General features: G+C 33.4%; 17 protein-coding genes and 1 tRNA gene. 11 read left to right on the top strand and 7 right to left on the bottom strand.

Going from position 1 to position 18,252, the window contains the following annotated elements; all coding sequences use genetic code 11:
* Positions 1–45: 45 nt before the first annotated feature.
* Positions 46–1,455, bottom strand: a complete 1,410-nt coding sequence (locus NEF87_RS22270) for an acyltransferase family protein (protein WP_457917558.1) — start codon at positions 1,453–1,455, stop codon at positions 46–48.
* 122 nt (positions 1,456–1,577) lie between these two features.
* Here NEF87_RS22270 and NEF87_RS22275 point away from each other — a divergent pair, with 122 nt between their 5' ends.
* Entirely contained in the window at positions 1,578–3,884 is a 2,307-nt protein-coding gene (locus NEF87_RS22275; protein ID WP_457917559.1) for a type ISP restriction/modification enzyme, read from the top strand.
* Between the two features lie 32 nt (positions 3,885–3,916).
* Here NEF87_RS22275 and NEF87_RS22280 read toward each other — a convergent pair whose 3' ends face one another.
* Together NEF87_RS22280 and NEF87_RS22285 are read right to left on the bottom strand one after the other, a co-directional pair.
* Positions 3,917–4,132 (bottom strand): 30S ribosomal protein S30e, encoded by a 216-nt coding sequence (locus NEF87_RS22280; protein ID WP_371806872.1) that lies wholly within the window; start codon positions 4,130–4,132, stop codon positions 3,917–3,919.
* Between the two features lie 44 nt (positions 4,133–4,176).
* Positions 4,177–4,252 (bottom strand) — tRNA-Gln (locus tag NEF87_RS22285).
* Positions 4,253–4,578: 326 nt separating this feature from the next.
* Between NEF87_RS22285 and NEF87_RS22290 the strand changes: the two genes are divergently transcribed.
* The gene (locus NEF87_RS22290) at positions 4,579–5,664 is read left to right on the top strand and encodes a hypothetical protein (protein WP_457917560.1); all 1,086 of its coding nucleotides are present in this window, start codon (positions 4,579–4,581) and stop codon (positions 5,662–5,664) included.
* A 74-nt stretch (positions 5,665–5,738) separates the two neighbouring features.
* On the opposite strand, the gene NEF87_RS22295 is transcribed toward NEF87_RS22290, so the two are convergent.
* Together NEF87_RS22295 and NEF87_RS22300 are read right to left on the bottom strand one after the other, a co-directional pair.
* Positions 5,739–6,356 (bottom strand): Trm112 family protein, encoded by a 618-nt coding sequence (locus tag NEF87_RS22295; RefSeq protein ID WP_457917561.1) that lies wholly within the window; start codon positions 6,354–6,356, stop codon positions 5,739–5,741.
* Positions 6,357–6,471: 115 nt separating this feature from the next.
* Positions 6,472–8,265: a hypothetical protein gene (locus NEF87_RS22300; RefSeq protein WP_457917562.1), complete on the bottom strand. Its 1,794-nt coding sequence runs from the start codon at positions 8,263–8,265 to the stop codon at positions 6,472–6,474.
* Between the two features lie 285 nt (positions 8,266–8,550).
* On the opposite strand from NEF87_RS22300, the gene NEF87_RS22305 reads away from it, so the two are divergent.
* The 9 genes from NEF87_RS22305 to NEF87_RS22345 all read left to right on the top strand — a co-directional run bounded on the left by NEF87_RS22305 (position 8,551) and on the right by NEF87_RS22345 (position 16,194).
* Positions 8,551–8,760, top strand: coding sequence for a preprotein translocase subunit Sec61beta (locus NEF87_RS22305; RefSeq protein WP_371803728.1), 210 nt, complete (start codon positions 8,551–8,553; stop codon positions 8,758–8,760).
* A 151-nt stretch (positions 8,761–8,911) separates the two neighbouring features.
* Positions 8,912–9,220: a MazG nucleotide pyrophosphohydrolase domain-containing protein gene (locus NEF87_RS22310; protein WP_457917563.1), complete on the top strand. Its 309-nt coding sequence runs from the start codon at positions 8,912–8,914 to the stop codon at positions 9,218–9,220.
* A gap of 108 nt (positions 9,221–9,328) precedes the next feature.
* Positions 9,329–10,591, top strand: a complete 1,263-nt coding sequence (locus NEF87_RS22315; protein WP_457917564.1) for a metallophosphoesterase — start codon at positions 9,329–9,331, stop codon at positions 10,589–10,591.
* An 89-nt stretch (positions 10,592–10,680) separates the two neighbouring features.
* A complete protein-coding gene (locus tag NEF87_RS22320) occupies positions 10,681–11,613 on the top strand; it encodes a hypothetical protein (protein WP_457917565.1) in 933 nt (310 codons plus the stop codon).
* A gap of 69 nt (positions 11,614–11,682) precedes the next feature.
* Positions 11,683–12,690 (top strand): hypothetical protein, encoded by a 1,008-nt coding sequence (locus NEF87_RS22325; protein ID WP_457917566.1) that lies wholly within the window; start codon positions 11,683–11,685, stop codon positions 12,688–12,690.
* Positions 12,691–12,768: 78 nt separating this feature from the next.
* A complete protein-coding gene (locus NEF87_RS22330; RefSeq protein WP_457917567.1) occupies positions 12,769–13,728 on the top strand; it encodes an NAD-dependent epimerase/dehydratase family protein in 960 nt (319 codons plus the stop codon).
* 336 nt (positions 13,729–14,064) lie between these two features.
* Positions 14,065–14,694 carry a hypothetical protein gene (locus NEF87_RS22335; RefSeq protein ID WP_457917568.1) on the top strand — a complete coding sequence of 210 codons (630 nt, stop codon included), beginning with the start codon at positions 14,065–14,067 and terminating at the stop codon, positions 14,692–14,694.
* 15 nt (positions 14,695–14,709) lie between these two features.
* Positions 14,710–15,330, top strand: a complete 621-nt coding sequence (locus NEF87_RS22340) for a hypothetical protein (RefSeq protein ID WP_457917569.1) — start codon at positions 14,710–14,712, stop codon at positions 15,328–15,330.
* Between the two features lie 225 nt (positions 15,331–15,555).
* Complete coding sequence (locus tag NEF87_RS22345) at positions 15,556–16,194, top strand: hypothetical protein (RefSeq protein WP_457917570.1); 639 nt, start codon at positions 15,556–15,558, stop codon at positions 16,192–16,194.
* 155 nt (positions 16,195–16,349) lie between these two features.
* Here NEF87_RS22345 and map read toward each other — a convergent pair whose 3' ends face one another.
* Positions 16,350–17,363, bottom strand: a complete 1,014-nt coding sequence (gene map, locus NEF87_RS22350; protein WP_457917571.1) for a type II methionyl aminopeptidase — start codon at positions 17,361–17,363, stop codon at positions 16,350–16,352.
* A 95-nt stretch (positions 17,364–17,458) separates the two neighbouring features.
* Complete coding sequence (gene tmk, locus NEF87_RS22355) at positions 17,459–18,115, bottom strand: dTMP kinase (RefSeq protein WP_457917572.1); 657 nt, start codon at positions 18,113–18,115, stop codon at positions 17,459–17,461.
* Positions 18,116–18,252 lie beyond the last annotated feature (137 nt).

Consider the following 18,252-nt stretch of genomic DNA (forward strand, 5'->3'; position numbering starts at 1 on the left):
CGTTTAGCAGAAGCATTAAGGAAACAAGATATAAAAAAGAAAAAACTAATACTTTATGAAGAGAATCACAATTAAAATTATCCTTACAATAAAATAAATTAGGGCCAAAACAATTGCGATTTTATAAATAGAACTCGCAGTGGTGTTTTCTTTAGCTCGCTGATAAAATTGATTCTCTAATTTATTCCATACCATACCGATTGAAAAAGTAATTAAAAGATTCAACGGATAGAACCATAGATAATTTAGGGGTGATCCATCAAACATGTCAGGAGTGGGATCGATAGGATCAAACATTGTTAAGAAAAATTGGTAAACAATCGAAAAATAAAATATCTGAGTGAGAAGGATATGGTAAGTTGATTTACTTATACGCCGGATAATATCACTAAGCTTACCTTTTGGATTCATTGGAAAAAAATTCATTCCAATTAAAAAAAGAAAACCAGAATAGGGAAAAAATCCGAGATTATAATCACCAGTCAAAAAATACCAATTTCCGTACTCTTGATACATGATGATGTAGATCAAGGATAATAGACCTATGGGCCATATAAAAAAATTCCTAGGTGATAACAAATCGTGATCAGTGGAAAACCAAAGTCCCATTCCTACTGCACTAAATAGTGCAAATACATGACATGAAAAATAAGACGTCATGACTCTTGCTGGATTATCCCAAGCAAAATATCCGTATAAACCTGCCTTGATGAAGTACCATGATATTTCAATTACAAATGTTCCAAAAATGGTAAGTACTGAGTTCCTTTTATAGCACCAGTAGAGTAATGGGAAGATCAGAATTGTTGACATGAGCACGGGGAGAAACCACATTCCCGGTCCATAGAAGGGAGTATATCCAATAAAAATATTCTGAAAATTTTCATAATATACAACATCATTGGTCTCGAAGAAATCTGCAGATTCAAATATAAAAAGAACTGTGTGGGCGAGATACAAAATCAAAAAGGGGACCACATATCTTTTCATTTTGTTTTCGATGTAGGAAAAGCTATACATCTCTTTAAGAGTCCGTAATCCTTGTTTATCAAATGATTTTCCCATATTAAAGCCCATAACAATCATTAGAATTGGGATTGATATCCGTTCCCAATATGATGATCCATAATCGTGTAAAAATGTATGGGTAAAGGTGTGATCCATTATAACAAGAGCGATCATCAGAGTCTTCCAAGCATCTACTTGAAAGTACCGCTTGGATTTGACAATTGATCGTGAGTCATTTGGTAATTTTTCATTGGATTCCTCGATCAGTGGGTCATTAAGAATTGTATCATTCATTCGCGGGTTAATAAATATTGCTCCAATGATCGAAATTGTCATAAAAATAAATAGAATCAGGGTTAAGATGAGTGATTCTAACCCCATAGTAAAGATCAAAGCGTAAAAAGACAATAAAAGGATTGTTATGAAAACTGCATCTGAATTTTTCATTATACTTCATTTTTTTTTATGTTCTGTGCGTTAAATTCCTTTTTCATTAGTTTCAAATTTTATTATACTTATAAATCATTTGAGAATAAAATTATCAACTGTAATTACAAAAAGGTTATTTCATGAAGGAAAACAAATTAGTCCCCTCAGAGTTATCAAAAAATTATTCAGGAACATCTGCTTTTTTTACTCCTGACTGGATGGTCACGTGCATCCTTCAAGGTACGGAGTATTTTCTCACTCAATTTTTTAATAAACCATTGGGATTGAGTGATCCTTCCCTGGTGTATTTAGAACCTTCGGCTGGTGAACTGATTTTTCCGCTAACATTATTCGATCATATATATGAAAAAAATTCAAAAGAGAAGTTCAAAGAAATTATTCGCTCGTTGATTAAAGATCGATTGTTTTGTTATGAAATTAATCTTGACATCTATAAAAGTGGTAAACAAAATTTAAAGCGTTATATTCAAACAAAGAGGGGATTGGGTGATTTAAATTCATCTTTTAAGCATTTTTTTTTGGAGAACACTGTAGAAGATAATAATAATACTGAGGCCTTAAACAATAGAGATCAAATACCCCATTCATCAGAAGATTGTCTAATTATTTTTGGTAATCCTCCTTATTCTGTGAGTAATACTACAAATCGTCCGTGGATAAAGTCTTTGGTGGAAGACTATAAAATTCACCTAAATCGACCCGGAAGAAAAAAAATCGTAGGATTGAAAGGGATTCAAGATGATTATGTGAAATTCATCCGTTTAGCTCAATGGAAGTTAGCTGATCAAAACCACCCGGGCATTTTTGCTTTCGTGGTCAATAATTATTTCATTGATGGAGATATTTTTCGAGGAATGCGCTCCTCCCTTCTCTCTGCTTTTGATTATCTCTATATCATCAATCTTTTTGGAGATCCTAAAAAATCAAAATCCAATTTCTCATCAAATCAAGAAAAACAAATAAAAACCTATGATGAAAATCCGTTTGATATTCAAACAGGAATTTGTCTCATATTCGCCATCCTCCAAAAGCCTGATTGTAAAGGAAAAGAAAAGCGTGAAAAATGTAAAGTCTTTTATGCAGAAAAAAGAGGTTCCAAAACTCAAAAAAAACAGTTTCTTCTTCAAAAATTTGAAAAAATTTCTTTTACTGAGGTAGATCCTCGGATCGATCTTGAGTTTGTTCCCATCAGCCAGAAATTATTGAAAAAGGAAGTGAAATATAACTCCCTCCCATATCTTCCAGAAATTTTTCAATATAATATTATCGGGATTCAATCTTTGCATGATACATTGATTACCCATCCAGATAAATCCAGACTCGTTGATATACTATCAAATTTTTATAATGGATTTTTTTCAAGCAAAGAAATAACCGACACAAAAAATCAGAAATGGGTGAAATTTGATGGAGTTTCATATCATGACGCACGAGATTGGAAAATTACCGATGGCTTAGCGGGTTTTTTGATTAAAGCTAAAAAAAATATCATTAAATGGCAATGGCGAGGGTTTGATCAATGGTGGGTTGCCTATGATGAAAATTTGATGACAAAGGGTTCTAGTAGTTATAGTCTAATGCAATATTTTCTTCCTCCAAATTCGAATCTCGCAATTGGCGTGTCTAAAGTTTCTCGAAAAGCAGATGGGACATCGAGTGTATTCATTACGGACCAAATATCTGAATCTCATTTTATTGAAGGTGGATCTGGGATCGGTGATTATATATTTCCATTAAAAGTTGGCAAAAACAAAAAAAAAAAAAACGATTGGAATCTTCCTGATTCTGCTTGTGAATATAATTTATCTTCCATGATTCTTCACCATTTAAACAAGCTATATTCAGTTCAACATATTGATCCAGAAGATATTTTTTTCTATATTTGTGCAATTTTGAATTGCTCGAGGTATTCTACAAAATATCAATTTTTCTTGAAAAAGGATTTTCCCCATATTCCTTTTCCCAAAAAAATGGCTGAATTTATTCAGTTCAGTAAGATTGGAAGAAAATTTGCTCAATTATATACTTTTAACATTGATTCATCTTCAGTAAGCCAATTTTCTCTTAGTAAAGCACAGAATATGCAAATTATTTCCCCTTATTATGACCCTCTTCAGAAAAAAATCTTTTTTCAAAAAAATTCAAAACATCCAGCAATAAATTCTTCTAATAATAGATTTTGGATTGGAAATATTGATGAATCTATGTGGAACTTTGAAATTGGTGGAATTCGTCAATTGGAATTATGGTTAAAACACCGAAAATACGTTTCTCTCACTAATTCGGGAAATGTATCAAAAAAATTTGGATTTACTCGGAGTATTTCTGACGATGAGTTAAACCATTTCTTAAAAATATGCGTTGTAATTAAATCAATTTTAGAATTGAAACAAAAAGTAGATTACCTATATTCACAGATTTTTTGAAGATTTTATAAAGATGAGAAAAAAATTTATTTTTAATTGCGTTTTTGTGTGGCTCGTGCGTGTTTCTGGGCCGCGATTGAATTGGCTTGACCACCATATTTGTTCAAGATGACTCGTTTAACATACAATTTTCGATTTCGAACGCGAGGGATCTTTTTTGATCTGGAATTAATGCCAGTTCGGGGAACTTTGGGGGTAATATTTCGAACTTTTCCTGCTTTTGTAAGACTTCCGTGTGAACCTGGAATAATGAACAACTCCGAATAATAATTTATGAACTTAAAGAAAGAAATGGTAGCCTCTCCAAGATTCGAACTTGGGTCAACGGGGTCAAGGCCCGTGATGCTTGGCCACTACACTAAGAGGCTCCCATTGATTTTTTTTAAGAACTCAAGATAGGAAAAGCTTCCACGAATAAAAAAGTTTTCGAATTTGGCTTTGACCTAGGCTGTAAAGTTCTTTCTTGTGTTGTTCTTTTGTCGATACTTTATAAATTTTTAGAAATTTTTCTTTGAATATTGAAAAGCGACTCCAATTTTTATAACAAGGGATCACGAAGGCAGATTAATTTCAAGGAGAAAAAAGGTATCTTCTTTTTCAGTATTCTGAGCGATTACAGATACGGTTTAGATAATGTATTAATTTCAATCTTTATTGAGTAAGATATTAAAACAACAAAATCGCATAGTTGTTTATGAAAAAACAAAAAATTGTAAAGCAACTCCTTTTTGCTTTGGTTTTATTTTTGTGTATTTTTAATAATTATTCTCTGTCATATCAAAATCTAATTAAAGCAGATATTGAGCCATGTTCCTCTTCCTTGGAAATCGGAGATTATTGGAAATCAGTCGTAATTACCAAAGCTGAAGGATACAATTTTAGCTCAACCTACAATTATAAAATCGTAAATTTCACTTCAATAGAGGATTTATGGGGAAATACGCATGAATGCTATGTAAAAGTGAGTAATTTCTCATCGAATTTTTCATATGATGAATTTGATGTGATTATAGAAGGTTATTCTAAGGAATTTTTTAATATTTCGAACAATCTAATGGTTAGAAATGCTTATTTTAGCAATCAAACGATATTTAATAATGAAACTCATGCAATTCATTCATTCCTTATCCAAAATGTGACACACAACTTCAAACGGAATATTAGTTTCAATCCGTTCCAATTGTTGTCACCAGGAAGGTCGTTGGTGGTGAATGAAACATATATTAGTAACGGAACTATTGCAATGAATGGCCCTGCAAATGAAGTAAGTTCTTTACCCATTTCTATTCTTAGAAATTATACAATGGTTGGCTATGATGAATTTATAATAGGAAACAGTCCTTTAAACGTGAGTGTTTTTCAGATAGAACAAACAATGGCTGATTTAATGTCGTTCAATGTAACCGTGTTTTACTCTCATCAATTAGGTATTGAATTAAAATCCGTCCTCAAACAGGTAGAAATAGATGGAACCTATAATGTTGAGACTGAGAATATTGTAATTGATATAAATACTCGCTCGTTCGCTGATTTATTAACCGATAATTCAACTTCAAGTACCGCTACTGGAACAGAAACAACTACTTCAGGAACAAGTACAGAAACTAGCATTGAAACGAGTAATGAAACTCAAACTGGCTCTGAATCATCGAATAGCGAAGGTTTTTCAATTAATGGGTATTCTTCGATTTTGATTTATGGGCTTGGTTTGATGGTAGCAGTTCAATTTAGTAGGATTGTAAAAAAGAAAAAAGCGAGAGTGGTTAATCCAGCATTTTGAAGTTCAGCAATTTTTGAATTTGGATTCGCTTTATTTTTAAAAAACAGATGAAGTTTGAAGAATATTAAAATGTCTTAAATTGAGATTTTATGAGACCACTTTTCCAAGAATTGTTGATCAAGTTCGGGATCTCGCACATTATCCGGAAGCATCTGAGGGATATTTTCGAAAACAGGAAACCAACGTTTGCATTCATGACATTGAATGACTGCATCTTCAATTTCGAATTCGTATTTAAAAATGTTCAGAAATTCCAACTGGGTTAATATAGATTGAAAAATTTTATCTGGATCTGCTGGTTCACCCGCAGTTAGAGAATTCAAAGCCGCATTTAGTTTCGTTTTGATTTCTGTCTTCACTAATTCTAGAGCTTGAAGTGTCGCCCAACTTGATTTATCTTGCACATTGGAAAGTTCCTCAATCCCAGTGAGTAATTGTTCTAAGTAATGATCAAAGCGGGTAGGCTTTAAAACTAAAAGATCATTTACAAACAATTCTCCATTTTCCCGAACTTCTTTCTTAACAGGAGTTGCCTCATTCAATTTAAGAACATTTTTTTCCTGATATCCTTTAATAAGTATTTCAAGCGGATTTGGAGAAAGTTCTTCAGATTTCCATTTTAAAATTGTTAAGCTTAAGGGATAGGCTTTATCAATCGGACAAGCAAGAATTTCCAATAACCATAATTTCATAAAAACCAATGTAAGTAGTGGTGGCTTTGATAATAAATTTCTCCTTAAAATATTTCAAGAAAAAAAATTCAAATTCTAATATAAAAGAAATGAAAAAAATTAAAAATGAGCGAAATTAAACTGTAAAGGCTCGTAATTCGTTAATATAACGATCGATTTTCTTTTGTGAAGAAGATGTGCGTTTCAGCATTTCTTCTGAAAGTTTTTCGTAGGCTGCTTTGGAAGGGAGCTTTCCAAGTTTGTATTTTTCTTGGAGGGAATTGATACTATCCTTCACGGACATTTTTTCTGCTTCCAAATAGTCCAATTTTTGAATGATAAATTTAACATCAACATTGGATTGTAATAGAATGCGTTTAAATGGGGCGATTTCCTCGTTTAATTCTTTCAATTTGCTGGTCAAAACTTTCATTGTTTTTGAGTAAGCTTTCTTCTGAATTTTCCGACGAATTAGGGCAGAATCTGCTTTTTCTATATCGATTAATAATGCATTCTTTTCTTCATATAGGGTGACAAATTGGGTTAATTCGCTGATAGGAATCGTTTCAGATTGTTTTTCGATTTCTCCTTCAATTGGGTTTCTTGAACGAGTGACCGCATAAATGCTAAATATAGCTGCAAATAATAGGATAAAAATGATCGCACGATACATTTTTAATAGTAAATTCACCGAATAGGTCACATCGATAATATTTTCTTGGAAACGCGAAACACCGGTTGAACTTGTTTCATAAACAATTGATGTTGCGGTTTTATGAATATTTTCAGTATTCAAATTAGAATTTTTGAGTTTGGAAACACCCATAAGTTCTACAGTTGAACTCAATTCATCAATAACATAATCACTTTTTGTAGTAAGAATATCAAATTTCAACGATTGCTTCCCATATTCTGAAGAGATATAATCATCCACAGGTAATTCATATTCCAATGAGAATAAAATATAATTTCCTTGTCGCATTGGTGCTCGATTGTAATAAAGTAATAACGACACATCAATGGTTCCATCATCGTTTTTACTTGTGCCCATTTTGACGGCATCTGGTTGTGGATCATCCTCATTATCTCCATTTCCCAATTCTCCAATATCATCAAAAATTCTTACATGTTCTGCTTGCTGTGGAATTTGAAAATCAAGCGTATAAATGGGTGTTTTTCCCCATGAAACAATTCTATATTGTTCCACTACTCGAATATATCCCCATGAATTAATTGTAATGTGTCGAGATAATGAATTAATTCGAATCGGACCTGCATTTTCGTTTGAATATGAAAAATTATTGATGACCTCGTCAAATGGAGCAGAATTCTCTCCATAATATTCTTGAAAAGTTCCATCATAATCAGTGGGTTCTCCTACGAGATAATATTCTGGTTCCCCATATAAGCTCGCACTACCATCAGGAACCAAGAAAAAGGCATGAAATTCTATAACCTCATATGGACAAACGGGGTGGAGATATGCCTCATAACCATAATAAGAATTTGCCAAAGATACAGATAACGCATCTTTAAACACCATATTTAAAGTAAAAGACACGGATGAATAGGGGAGAAGGGGTTCAGATAATAGTATTTCTAAAACATTATATCCTTGAAGTTTTTCTTCTAATAATTGAGATTTCATGGGTCCAGAAGTTAAATCGGAAGCTTCATGGAATATTAAATTCTCAACATTCGTATCAGAAAGGCAAATATCAATAGTCATAATGCTATTAGAATTATTATTTCGAATTTTGTAGGAATCTTCAATTAAAACAGTTCCAAAACTATCAACTTTAATTTCCCGTGAAACGTTTTGAATATAGATTTCATTATAGGAAGCTGAAGATGATTTTGGAAATCCACTACTACTTGCTGGAGTAGTTTGTGGAGCGGCGCCAACAGTTATGAAAAGGGGTACTACCATTAAAATAAACAGAATCCCCAAAGCGCCCGAAATTAACAACTTTTTTTGTCGAAACATGCTCAATAGACCTTTAACATTGCGGTAATTTATTCTGTTAAATATAATGTGGTGTGTTAATTAAAAAGCATGGTTCGGTTTTTTTTTCAATAAGTTGATCATGGACTCATTGACTCATAACCGAGAAATAATTGGTGATAATATTGAACGGTGTAGAAGTATTTGAAATGTTCTTTAAAGGAATAGATCAAAACTTTTTTTATTTACAGAATGTTTTATGTTTTAAATATGTCTCAAAAAAATAAATCGAAGCGACAAAAACGTCGATCAGCCGATGGACCAATGCCCTCAGGAGGCGCTGGATTAATTCGCTTTTATCAAGACGCTTCAAACGGAATTAAAATATCTCCAATTACTGCCATTGTTCTTTCCGTCTTGCTTATAGCAATTGTTATCGTGGGACAAGTGACATCAATATTTGATTGGATTGGCGGTTAATTATTTTTTTTTTATTTATTTCTTCTCTTCAATCTGTTTTTGAGCATGGATCTTTACTTACTACTTAGAATTACCTAGAAAATTTCATCGCAATGTTACTGATCCATTTTTAGAAGTTCAGTTTATATTATTAGAATCGTTATGGTGTAATATGGAAATCTCAAAATTTCAATCTTTAATGAAAGATTTATATTACGCTAATGATAACCGACGTGGAATTTATCGTACTACTTTATGGCTATTTGAAGAAATGGGAGAACTTTCACACGAGTTAAAAAAAAATTCTATGGAGATGGATAAAAAAGCAATCGCCGAAGAGATGGCTGACATTTATGCTTGGGTTGCTTCTCTAGCAAATTTATTAGATATTGATTTAGATGCTGCAGTTCAGCAAAAATATCCAAACAAATGTTTGAAATGCAATAAAAATCCATGCAAATGTAATAAAGATTTGGATTAGTTTAATTTATTTTTTGCACTTTTTTTTTAAAAACCATTTTGGTAGAAGAATTTTTAGGATTTCGTGCGTTTAAAAAACTGAAGGTATTAAATAGGGCCAGAAAATATCATGGATGATTATATATTACAATTACGAAAAGCTAACTTAATTGAAAGTAGAAATTATTTGCAAACTTTAGAAATTCTTGAACAAATAATCTCTATGTTTCAAAATGATACTACAAATGAAATGAGAGTAACAAGAGATTCAAAAATTTTGATGTCTCGAATCGCTTATTTAAAAAATTTGAAAAAATCTCCATCTTCTCGTTTATCAGAAAAACCCGCACGAAATCAAATCAAAGTTGAAGAACAATTCAAAGAGGAAGTTATATCAATTGAATTGGATCACATCATATCTCCGATTATTGATGATGTGTACACCATGTTAATGAATAACGAGTCCATTGAGTACAAAGATTATCTTTCATTCTACAAATCGGTTCATACTTATTTGGTGGAGGACTCGAAACCAATTGTTTATGAAAGCTCTGAAATTGCGTATTTTGTTGGAGATACTCATGGATCGTATTCTGAAACAATTTTAATGATTACTTATTTTGAAAAAATACTTCAGAAATTTCCAGAAGCAAAAATTATATTCTTGGGTGATTATGTAGATCGGAATCCTTTTGATTTGGAAAATCTCACTTTAATTATCGCCTTCTGGATCAAGTTCAAGAAAAATGTTACGTTAATACGAGGAAACCATGAAGATCCAAAGATCAACGATGCCTATGGTTTTATTGATAACTTGAAGGAAAATTTTGTTATTGAACAATGGGTTGATGATTTATATGGCGAAATATTGAAAATATTCGTGAATTTACCTATAATACATATTTTGAACGTTACATCCAACCATGGTACCTCCGTTCGAAAAATATTTTCTGTTCATGGAGGAATTCCAGTAAATAATGATCATCCTGAAGAAGCAATTTTGCTAAGTGATCTTGAAAAAAACCTTCATATTCCGGTGAATTCGTATGAAAATTTCTCTGAATATTTAAATTGGTTGTTATGGGCAGATCCCAAAGAAAACTTAGATGGCTATTTACTTGATCCTAACACCGGTCGAAATCAGTTTGGACCAGATATTTTTAACCAATTTGTCAAAGCTAATGACATTGATATTGTCGTTAGGGCTCATGAAGTGTTAAAAAATGGATTTAAAACCTTTTTCAATGACCATCTGATCAGTCTGTTCTCGACCTCTTATTATAAAAATCGGAAGATTGGAGATGGGGCTTTCTTACGGATTTTTGAAGATAAGCCCTTTACCCCGCTCCCGATTGATCCAACCTTTTTAGAACAGGATTTAACTCAATTTTAGTTTATTATTTGTGCCTTTTGGTATTTTTTTCCTTTTTGTTTCCCCGAAAATATTTAACAACAAAAAACTAACTAAATATCGTTGAAATTATGAGTTGGAGTAAGCAAAAAGAAGATTTATTGGAAATTCTTGAGAGCGTAAGTAAAATTGATCCTTATTCTCCAGAAACTAAAAATCTTGAACTTTATTTAGTCAAGTGGATGAAGATCCGAAAACTCGCAACAAATCTCATAAATCGAGAAGATCTTTCTAACGAAGATAAACAAGTTCCCCAGTCTTTACTCCAGAAATTCAAACATCAAGTTTATCCTATCTTGTTGGAATTCTCAAAATCTGTAAAAAAAATACCGATTAAAGAACTCCTTTCTAAATTTCGGGCTGAACTACAAAGGTATTATGCTCTGGCAGATGAGAATATTAAGATTGTACCCATGCTCTCTTTTTCAATATATGAAGATGCCCAATTTTTTGTGAATTTATATCAATTTGTATTGGAAAAATCTCTGATAAATGTCGTTAAAAATGAAATCAATTATCGAATGCGGGTATTGAAGCAATCCTTCGAAATTGAAAGCGGAACTCAAAATATTGAAGCAGATCTCATTCAATCTACTTCATCAAATGTACCTCCAGATCTACAGAATCAATCTGAAATATTAATATCAGAAGTAAAAATGCCTGAAGAAGAACTATTGGATGCTTTATCAGGGGAAAGTTACTCTGAGCTAAAATCCGAAATAGACATCAATTCTTCTCCTCAGATACAATTACAAGGAAATTCCGTATCTTCCAACACTGATGATGAAATTGGAATTGATTCAAATCTTGCTTCGAGCACTATTGAAGATGGGCTTCCTATTTATCAACGATTTCAACCCACCCGTTCATATGCTTACAGAAAGTGGTTTCCAGAAAATACGTGGAATCATTTTGCGAATATTCGTTATTGTAAATTTTGTGGGAAAAAATTCTTAGAAGCCCAACGAATTTGTTCTGGGTGCCACCAGCAATATATTTTTTAGTTTTTTTTTGGCCTCGAAAATACTTATATATTAAAAATAGCTCGTTATATCATAAAGTAGGTGACGAACATGGACTTGACGATGGTTGAATTTAATGCTCAATTTAAGAAATATATGAATGATGTAAAAATACTGGAGAAGACTCATCCCCGGGAATCAATAGGATTGTGGGTTCAGATTTGTCAATTTATTGTGAATTTTGCAAAGTCACCTCAATGTCCGAGGACATTACGTCCTAAACTTGTAAATCAAGCGGATTCTATTATTGTGAAAGTAAAACATATGCAACAAGGTCACATTAATTCTGTTTTTAGTAAAGATGCTCAAGTCCCCCAAAAACATATTTCTTCCAGTGTGGCTCAACACACCAATTCGTTCTCTTCTGAAGAAAATTTAGATGACTCGGATTCAAACTCTGAAGATCACTTATTATCACAATTAAATTCATTACCCGAAATTCCTTCTGATGAAATTGCTGATCAAAGCACCAAGAACAATATAGCTAATGTTGAAAACCCCCAAGATCCTAATCAAGATTTAAATGAACAAACTCCACCACCATCAAATGCAACACCTATGGGCCCTACAAATCAATCGGAAGCCATCCCTCCAAAATTTGATTCTTCCCCCCTTTATGATTTGAAGAAATTGGAAGAAGAATTAAAACAAATGCCGTCTAACATGACAGAAATCTCTCCCAGTCCTTTTGCAAACCAAAGTATTATTCCGGATGTGGATAAAGTTAAGAAAAACCTGGATTTGGATTCTTATAAAAAAGAAACAACCTTTCTTGATGTGACCAATACGGTACACCAAGGTGACAGCGATCAAAGTGAAGTAAATGATCAGTCTAAAAATGCTCGCAATGATATTATGCGCGTTGCTGGTTTTTCAAAAGACCCTCTCGATCGAGATAAGTCTAAGCCCGAAATTATTAATGATCCCTTTAGTTCTGTAGATCCCGACGAAAATTTGCTTGATCAAACCGAACAGCGTACTTGTTTTGCTTGTGGGGGGTCTTTAGGTGACAACGAATTAAAATGTCCGTTATGTGGCACAGAAAATCCCCTAAATTAAACTCCACTTTTCACTTTTTCAACTCATTTGTATTTAGGAAACTTTTTCAAAATTGATGCTTTTCAAAGCTCGATTACTATGAAAATGTTAGTTACCGGTGGAGCGGGTTTTATCGGATCTCATCTTGTGGATTATTTGATTGCGAAAAATCATGAGGTCATCGTGGTTGATAGTTTGATTGATGGTTATCTTGAAAATATTCAAGGTCATATAGACACAAAAAAGTGTGTGTTTGTTCAAGGGGATATTCGCGATAAAGATCTAATTTTAAATCAGCTTCCAGTGGTCGATATGATTTACCATTTAGCAGCGGATCCTGATGTGCGAGCCAGTGTCCCAAATCCTATGACTTCCTATGATCACAATATGAATGGAACCATGAATTTGTTGGAGTATATGAGATTAAAAGGAGTGAAGAAGATGGTATTTACGTCTTCTGGAGGAACAGTTTATGGAGATGTTGATACTTTTCCGATGACTGAAGAACTAGTCCTTAAACCAATAAGTCCCTATGGTGCTTCGAAGGCTGCTGCTGAAATGTATTTATCTGCTTATGCAAATGCCTACAATATCAAAATTGGTGTTGCTCGGTATGCCAATATCTTTGGGGAACGTTCTCGTCATGGAGTCGGTTTTGACTTTTATCATCATTTAACAGACAATCCAAAGGAATTGACTATTTTAGGTGATGGTCTTCAACAGAAATCTTATTTACATGTTTCGGATGCTATTAAGGCCACGTATTTAATTGGAGAATCGCTTGATTCTCAAGAAAAATGGTATGATTATTATAATGTCGGATCGGAAGAATGGAATACCGTTAAAGAAATTGCGTCACTTTTTGAAAAGGAACTCGGATTGACAGATGTTCACCATAAATTTACCGGTGGAGTTAAAGGATGGGTGGGTGATGTAGCAAAAATGCTATTATCTGTCAAAAAAATCGAGACACTTGGGTTTTCGGCCCAGGTATCTTTTGAAGAAGGTGTTCATCTGTATTGTGAATGGTTGAAAAAAACATACCCAAAAGAAAACTGAGTTTTGAATTATTTGAAGAGATTCATTACGATAAATATTGTACCTTTTTTATTTTCTTCTTCTCCATTTTGAGTTGTTTATTCTTTTCTAAGTAAATTTGGGGCTAAATTGGATTTAAGTCGGCGAGGATTAATTTTGATGTATTGGAATTATTCCAACGTATTTTCCAAAAAAAAAGGTTTCACCAGCTATAAATAACAAAATCATTCTCGATAACTAAGTTCAATACTTCCAGTCTCTGTTCAAACGCGAATAATTTCGATGTCAGGTAATTATCGATGAGTAATTAAAAATCGGGTCTGGAAACACGGACGGTCTTAAAACATGGTGGCAAACATGATAGAAAACAAATATGTTTCGTATAAACGAAAAAAGCGCTCAAAGTTGCGACGGGCAAGCGAGGGTATGACTGCGGCTATTATTTTAATTGCGTTCATTATCACCGCGGCAGGGATTGCATTTGTGATTTTAACAATGGGATCCGAAATGCAGCTCGAGTTAGGAAATGTAGGACAAGAAGGGAAAGATGCTGCTTCATCTGCACTTCAAGTCGAAGGTGGAATTGTTACTGGTTATTCTACCGCTGGTACAACTGTTACTGGATTTGCATTTAATGTCAAACTAGTTCTTCCGACAGGTCAAGTTGATTTGTCTTCGGATGCAATAACTGTTTGGTTGAAAATTGGTTCGGATGAAGAAGTCGAATGTACTTATGAAGGTGCTGCTTTTTCTACCTTAGCCGCTGCAGGAGCAAATAATGACGATGAATATTACATAGGTTGGCCATCTGGTTCTGGAGATGTAATTACTTCCAGTGAAATGGCAAGATTTTATGTTAGTGCAACAACTGCAAACGGTGCCATCGAATCTGAAGATGTAGTCATCATACTAAATACAGGTGTTGCTACTTTGAAAATAACTAAAACAATCCCAATTGGATTAGTCACTGGAGTAAACTTACTATAGGACAAGGTGAAAAAAATGCAAAACAAATATGTAGAATACAAACGTAAAAAACGCTCAAAAGTCAGAAAAGCGAGTGAAGGAATGACTGCTGCAATTATTTTAATTGCTTTCATCATAACAGCTGCGGGAATTGCTTTTGTCATCTTAACAATGGGTTCTGAAATGCAACTCGAGTTAGGAAAAGTTGGAAGTGAAGGTAAAGACGCTTCTTCATCTGCAATGCAGGTAGAAGGTGGTATTATTACAGGTTATACTGCTGCATCAGCAGTTCAAGCATATGGTTTCAACATCAAGCTGGTGTTATCCACAGGACAAGTAGATTTATCTTCAGATTCTATTAGTGTATGGTTATCTGTTAACCATGGTGAAGAAACAGATTTAGCTTATGATGCAAATCTCGAAACACTTGCTAATGCAAGTGCTGAAGCAAGTAATGAATATGATATAAATTGGTATGATGGAACTGGAGATGTATTAACTGGAAATGAAATGGCTCGATTCCTTATCAGTTCAACCACTGGTGCAACTGAATCTCAAGAAGTTTTAATTGTGATCAACTCTGGTGTAGCTACTTTAAAAATTGAATTGAGTATTCCAATTGGTCTCGTTGCAGCCGGATCAAATATCTTGCAATAATCTTTTTTAAATAACTTTTTTAATCCATTTGACTTCCTGATTTTTTTAGTTCTCTTTTTGCAATTTTCAAATTTTATTTGTAAAATCAATTAGAATATTTTTAAATTTTTAACTATAAATAGTAATCTTTTTCGATGTACGTAACTCTTATTTCATGATCCTGTTGGGTGGCTCCCTAATAAATGGTTCAAGAAATAAAATAGATCAAATATATTGGTGGCTAATATGAGAAATTTTGGAAAAATACTTTCATTTAGAGATGATATGAAGAAAAAAGCATCTCAGGGAATGACAGCAGCGATTATTTTAATTGCATTTATTATAACCGCTTCAGGTATTGCATTTGTTATTTTAAGTCTAGGTACAGAAATGAGTTTGGAGCTAGATAAAATTGGTGAAGAAGGTAAAAATTCTGCTTCTAGTTCATTTAAAGTCGAAGGAAATATTGTGGTAGGATATGTTGAGGATCCTCAAGGTTCTACTAAAAATATCACAACTTATGTTTTCAATCTCGCATTGATTCTAGATTCAGGAAAAATTAATATGAAATCAAATGCCATTACCATGTGGATAAAAGTGGGAAGTGCAGAAGAAACAGAACTCTCGGAAGCTGATTGGAGTGGTGGATATTTAACAGGAGCTCGTGCTTCAATATTAAATCAATATGATATGGAATTTATTAATTCCAATTCGGATGAAATTGCAGAATCGGGTGAACTTGTTCGCATGTATGTTTCATCTACTGTTGCCCTAGGGGCAGAACCTGGAACTCGAGTGTATATAATTTTAAATTCAGAAACATGCACATTGAAAATTAATAAAGTAATCCCAGATGGATTAAATATTGGAAGTAATATGCTCTAGTGCTCTTTTTAAAAAACTAAATTTCCGATTGAATAAAATCCATTTCGAACAATAACTTTTTTTTAGCTATAATAATGGAAGTTTTCTGATTTGAATCTATAATTGATCTAATTTAATCAATTGAAATGTAAATATTTTGATTGAAAATAAAAAAATTACGTTAATTGTTCGATACCATCTTCAGTAACTAAGAATGTATGTTCCCATTGAGCTACATAAATGCCTTTTTCTTCCTTTAAGACCATGTGTTGACCAATTTTACCAACTGTTGTGAGTTCACGGATAGCAAATTTACCAGTGCGAAATTCCTTCAATAATTCGCGCATGCTGAAAGGTAAGGTTTTTTTATTATGTGCAATCCATCCCACAACTTTGCGGGTAATTTTGCCACGTAAGGGAACACGATCGGATTTTAGATCATACTCGTAGATATAACAATTTGACCCACGATGGATATTTCCAGCTCCGGTGCTGGCAAAACATTCTAGCGCGAATACTTCGCCCTCTTCAAACACATCTCCCGTAGGCAAGGCAACGTTTGGGATTTCTTTAAATCCATGCACTTGGAATTTTTCTAAAGAGTGTCCACTTAATTCCTTAATCGGGTTATATCCGAACCCTTTGATAATTTTGGAGGTCGCCTTTCCAATTTCGTTGGCTTTCACACCTGGTTTAATTAATGACATGCCCTTTAGAACGGCAGTTTGAACGGCCAAGATGAGATTTTGAGTACTTGGATCGGTGTTAAAAGACACGGTAAACGCTCCATCGGCCACATAGCCTTCGACCGATACACCAATGTCTATTTTTACTATATCTTCTTCCTTGATTATGGATTCATCATCAGGTGGGCTTGAATAATGGGCGGCGACTTCATTCACACAGATATTGGTGGGAAATCCAATTTCACCACCTAACTCAATTATCTTGGCTTCAGTTTTTTCACAAATATCCAAATATTTGGCTCCCACAATAACTAAGGGTTTGATATATTCAACTACTTGCTTATGAATTTCTCCCGCTTTTCGAAAAGATTCCAACCGTAATTTCTGTTCTTTTTCTTCTTCTTCCTTAGCGAGTTTTTCTTCTTCGGTTAATTCTTTCTCAACATTTTCCTCAGCCGCGGCTTCGGTTGGAGTCGTTTCAATTTTTTTTTCTTCTTCACTCATGGTTTTCACTGTGCGATAGTAGGTAAAGTATATAAAGTAAAGGAAGGATTACCCTTTAAATTTACCATCAAAAATTTTAAGAAGAAAGAAAAAAACTATAGTAAAATTCCTTTGGTTTTAAGTAAATGGTTTATTTTCTTCAATACTATGGCGAATATTTGATCTGGGGATTGATCGGCATCAATTATGAGATATTTTTCTTTGGGATTGTGTGCAACGATTTCTTTAAAGCCTTTCCGGATTTCATACTGAAAGTTAATTTCTTCAAATTTATCCATTTCTTCTTGGTTTTCAGTATTATGGGTAATTCTACGCTTAAGAGCGATTTTAGGATCTATATCAAAGATGATCGTAAAATCTGGGGTCAAACTAAATTTATTAATTGATTCTATCCACGCCCGATTTATGCCATCATTTTTTCCTTGTATTGATTGATAAATATAGGAAGAATCTCGATATCTATCGGAAATGACTAATTTACCGTCATTTAAAGCAGGTAAGATTTCATCATGGCAGTGTTCTATTCTGTCTGCAGCAAAGAGAAGGGCGTCCAGTTGGGGTGGATTTTGATCCTTTTTCAAATATTTCCGTAAAATTTGCCCTAAATCTCCCTGTGATGGTTCTGTGGTGATGTGTACTTTTTGATTCATTTTTCTAAAATGGTGATATAGGTTTTTAGCTTGGGTGGATTTACCACATCCATCAATTCCATCAAGAACCAGAAAGAATCCCGCCCAACTTTGTCTAGTCATATTAAAGTGGAAAGAAACACCTTTCTTAAACTTACTGCAATATTTGTTCAAGAAAAAATTTTCATATTTGGGCCAATGCTAATTCTACCCTTTAAACGATATTTGATGGACTCCCATTTTCCGTTTCATTGGGATTG

It is taken from the genome of Candidatus Lokiarchaeum ossiferum, from assembly GCA_025839675.1.
GTDB classification, from domain to species: Archaea; Asgardarchaeota; Lokiarchaeia; order Sigyniarchaeales; family Promethearchaeaceae; genus Lokiarchaeum; species Lokiarchaeum ossiferum.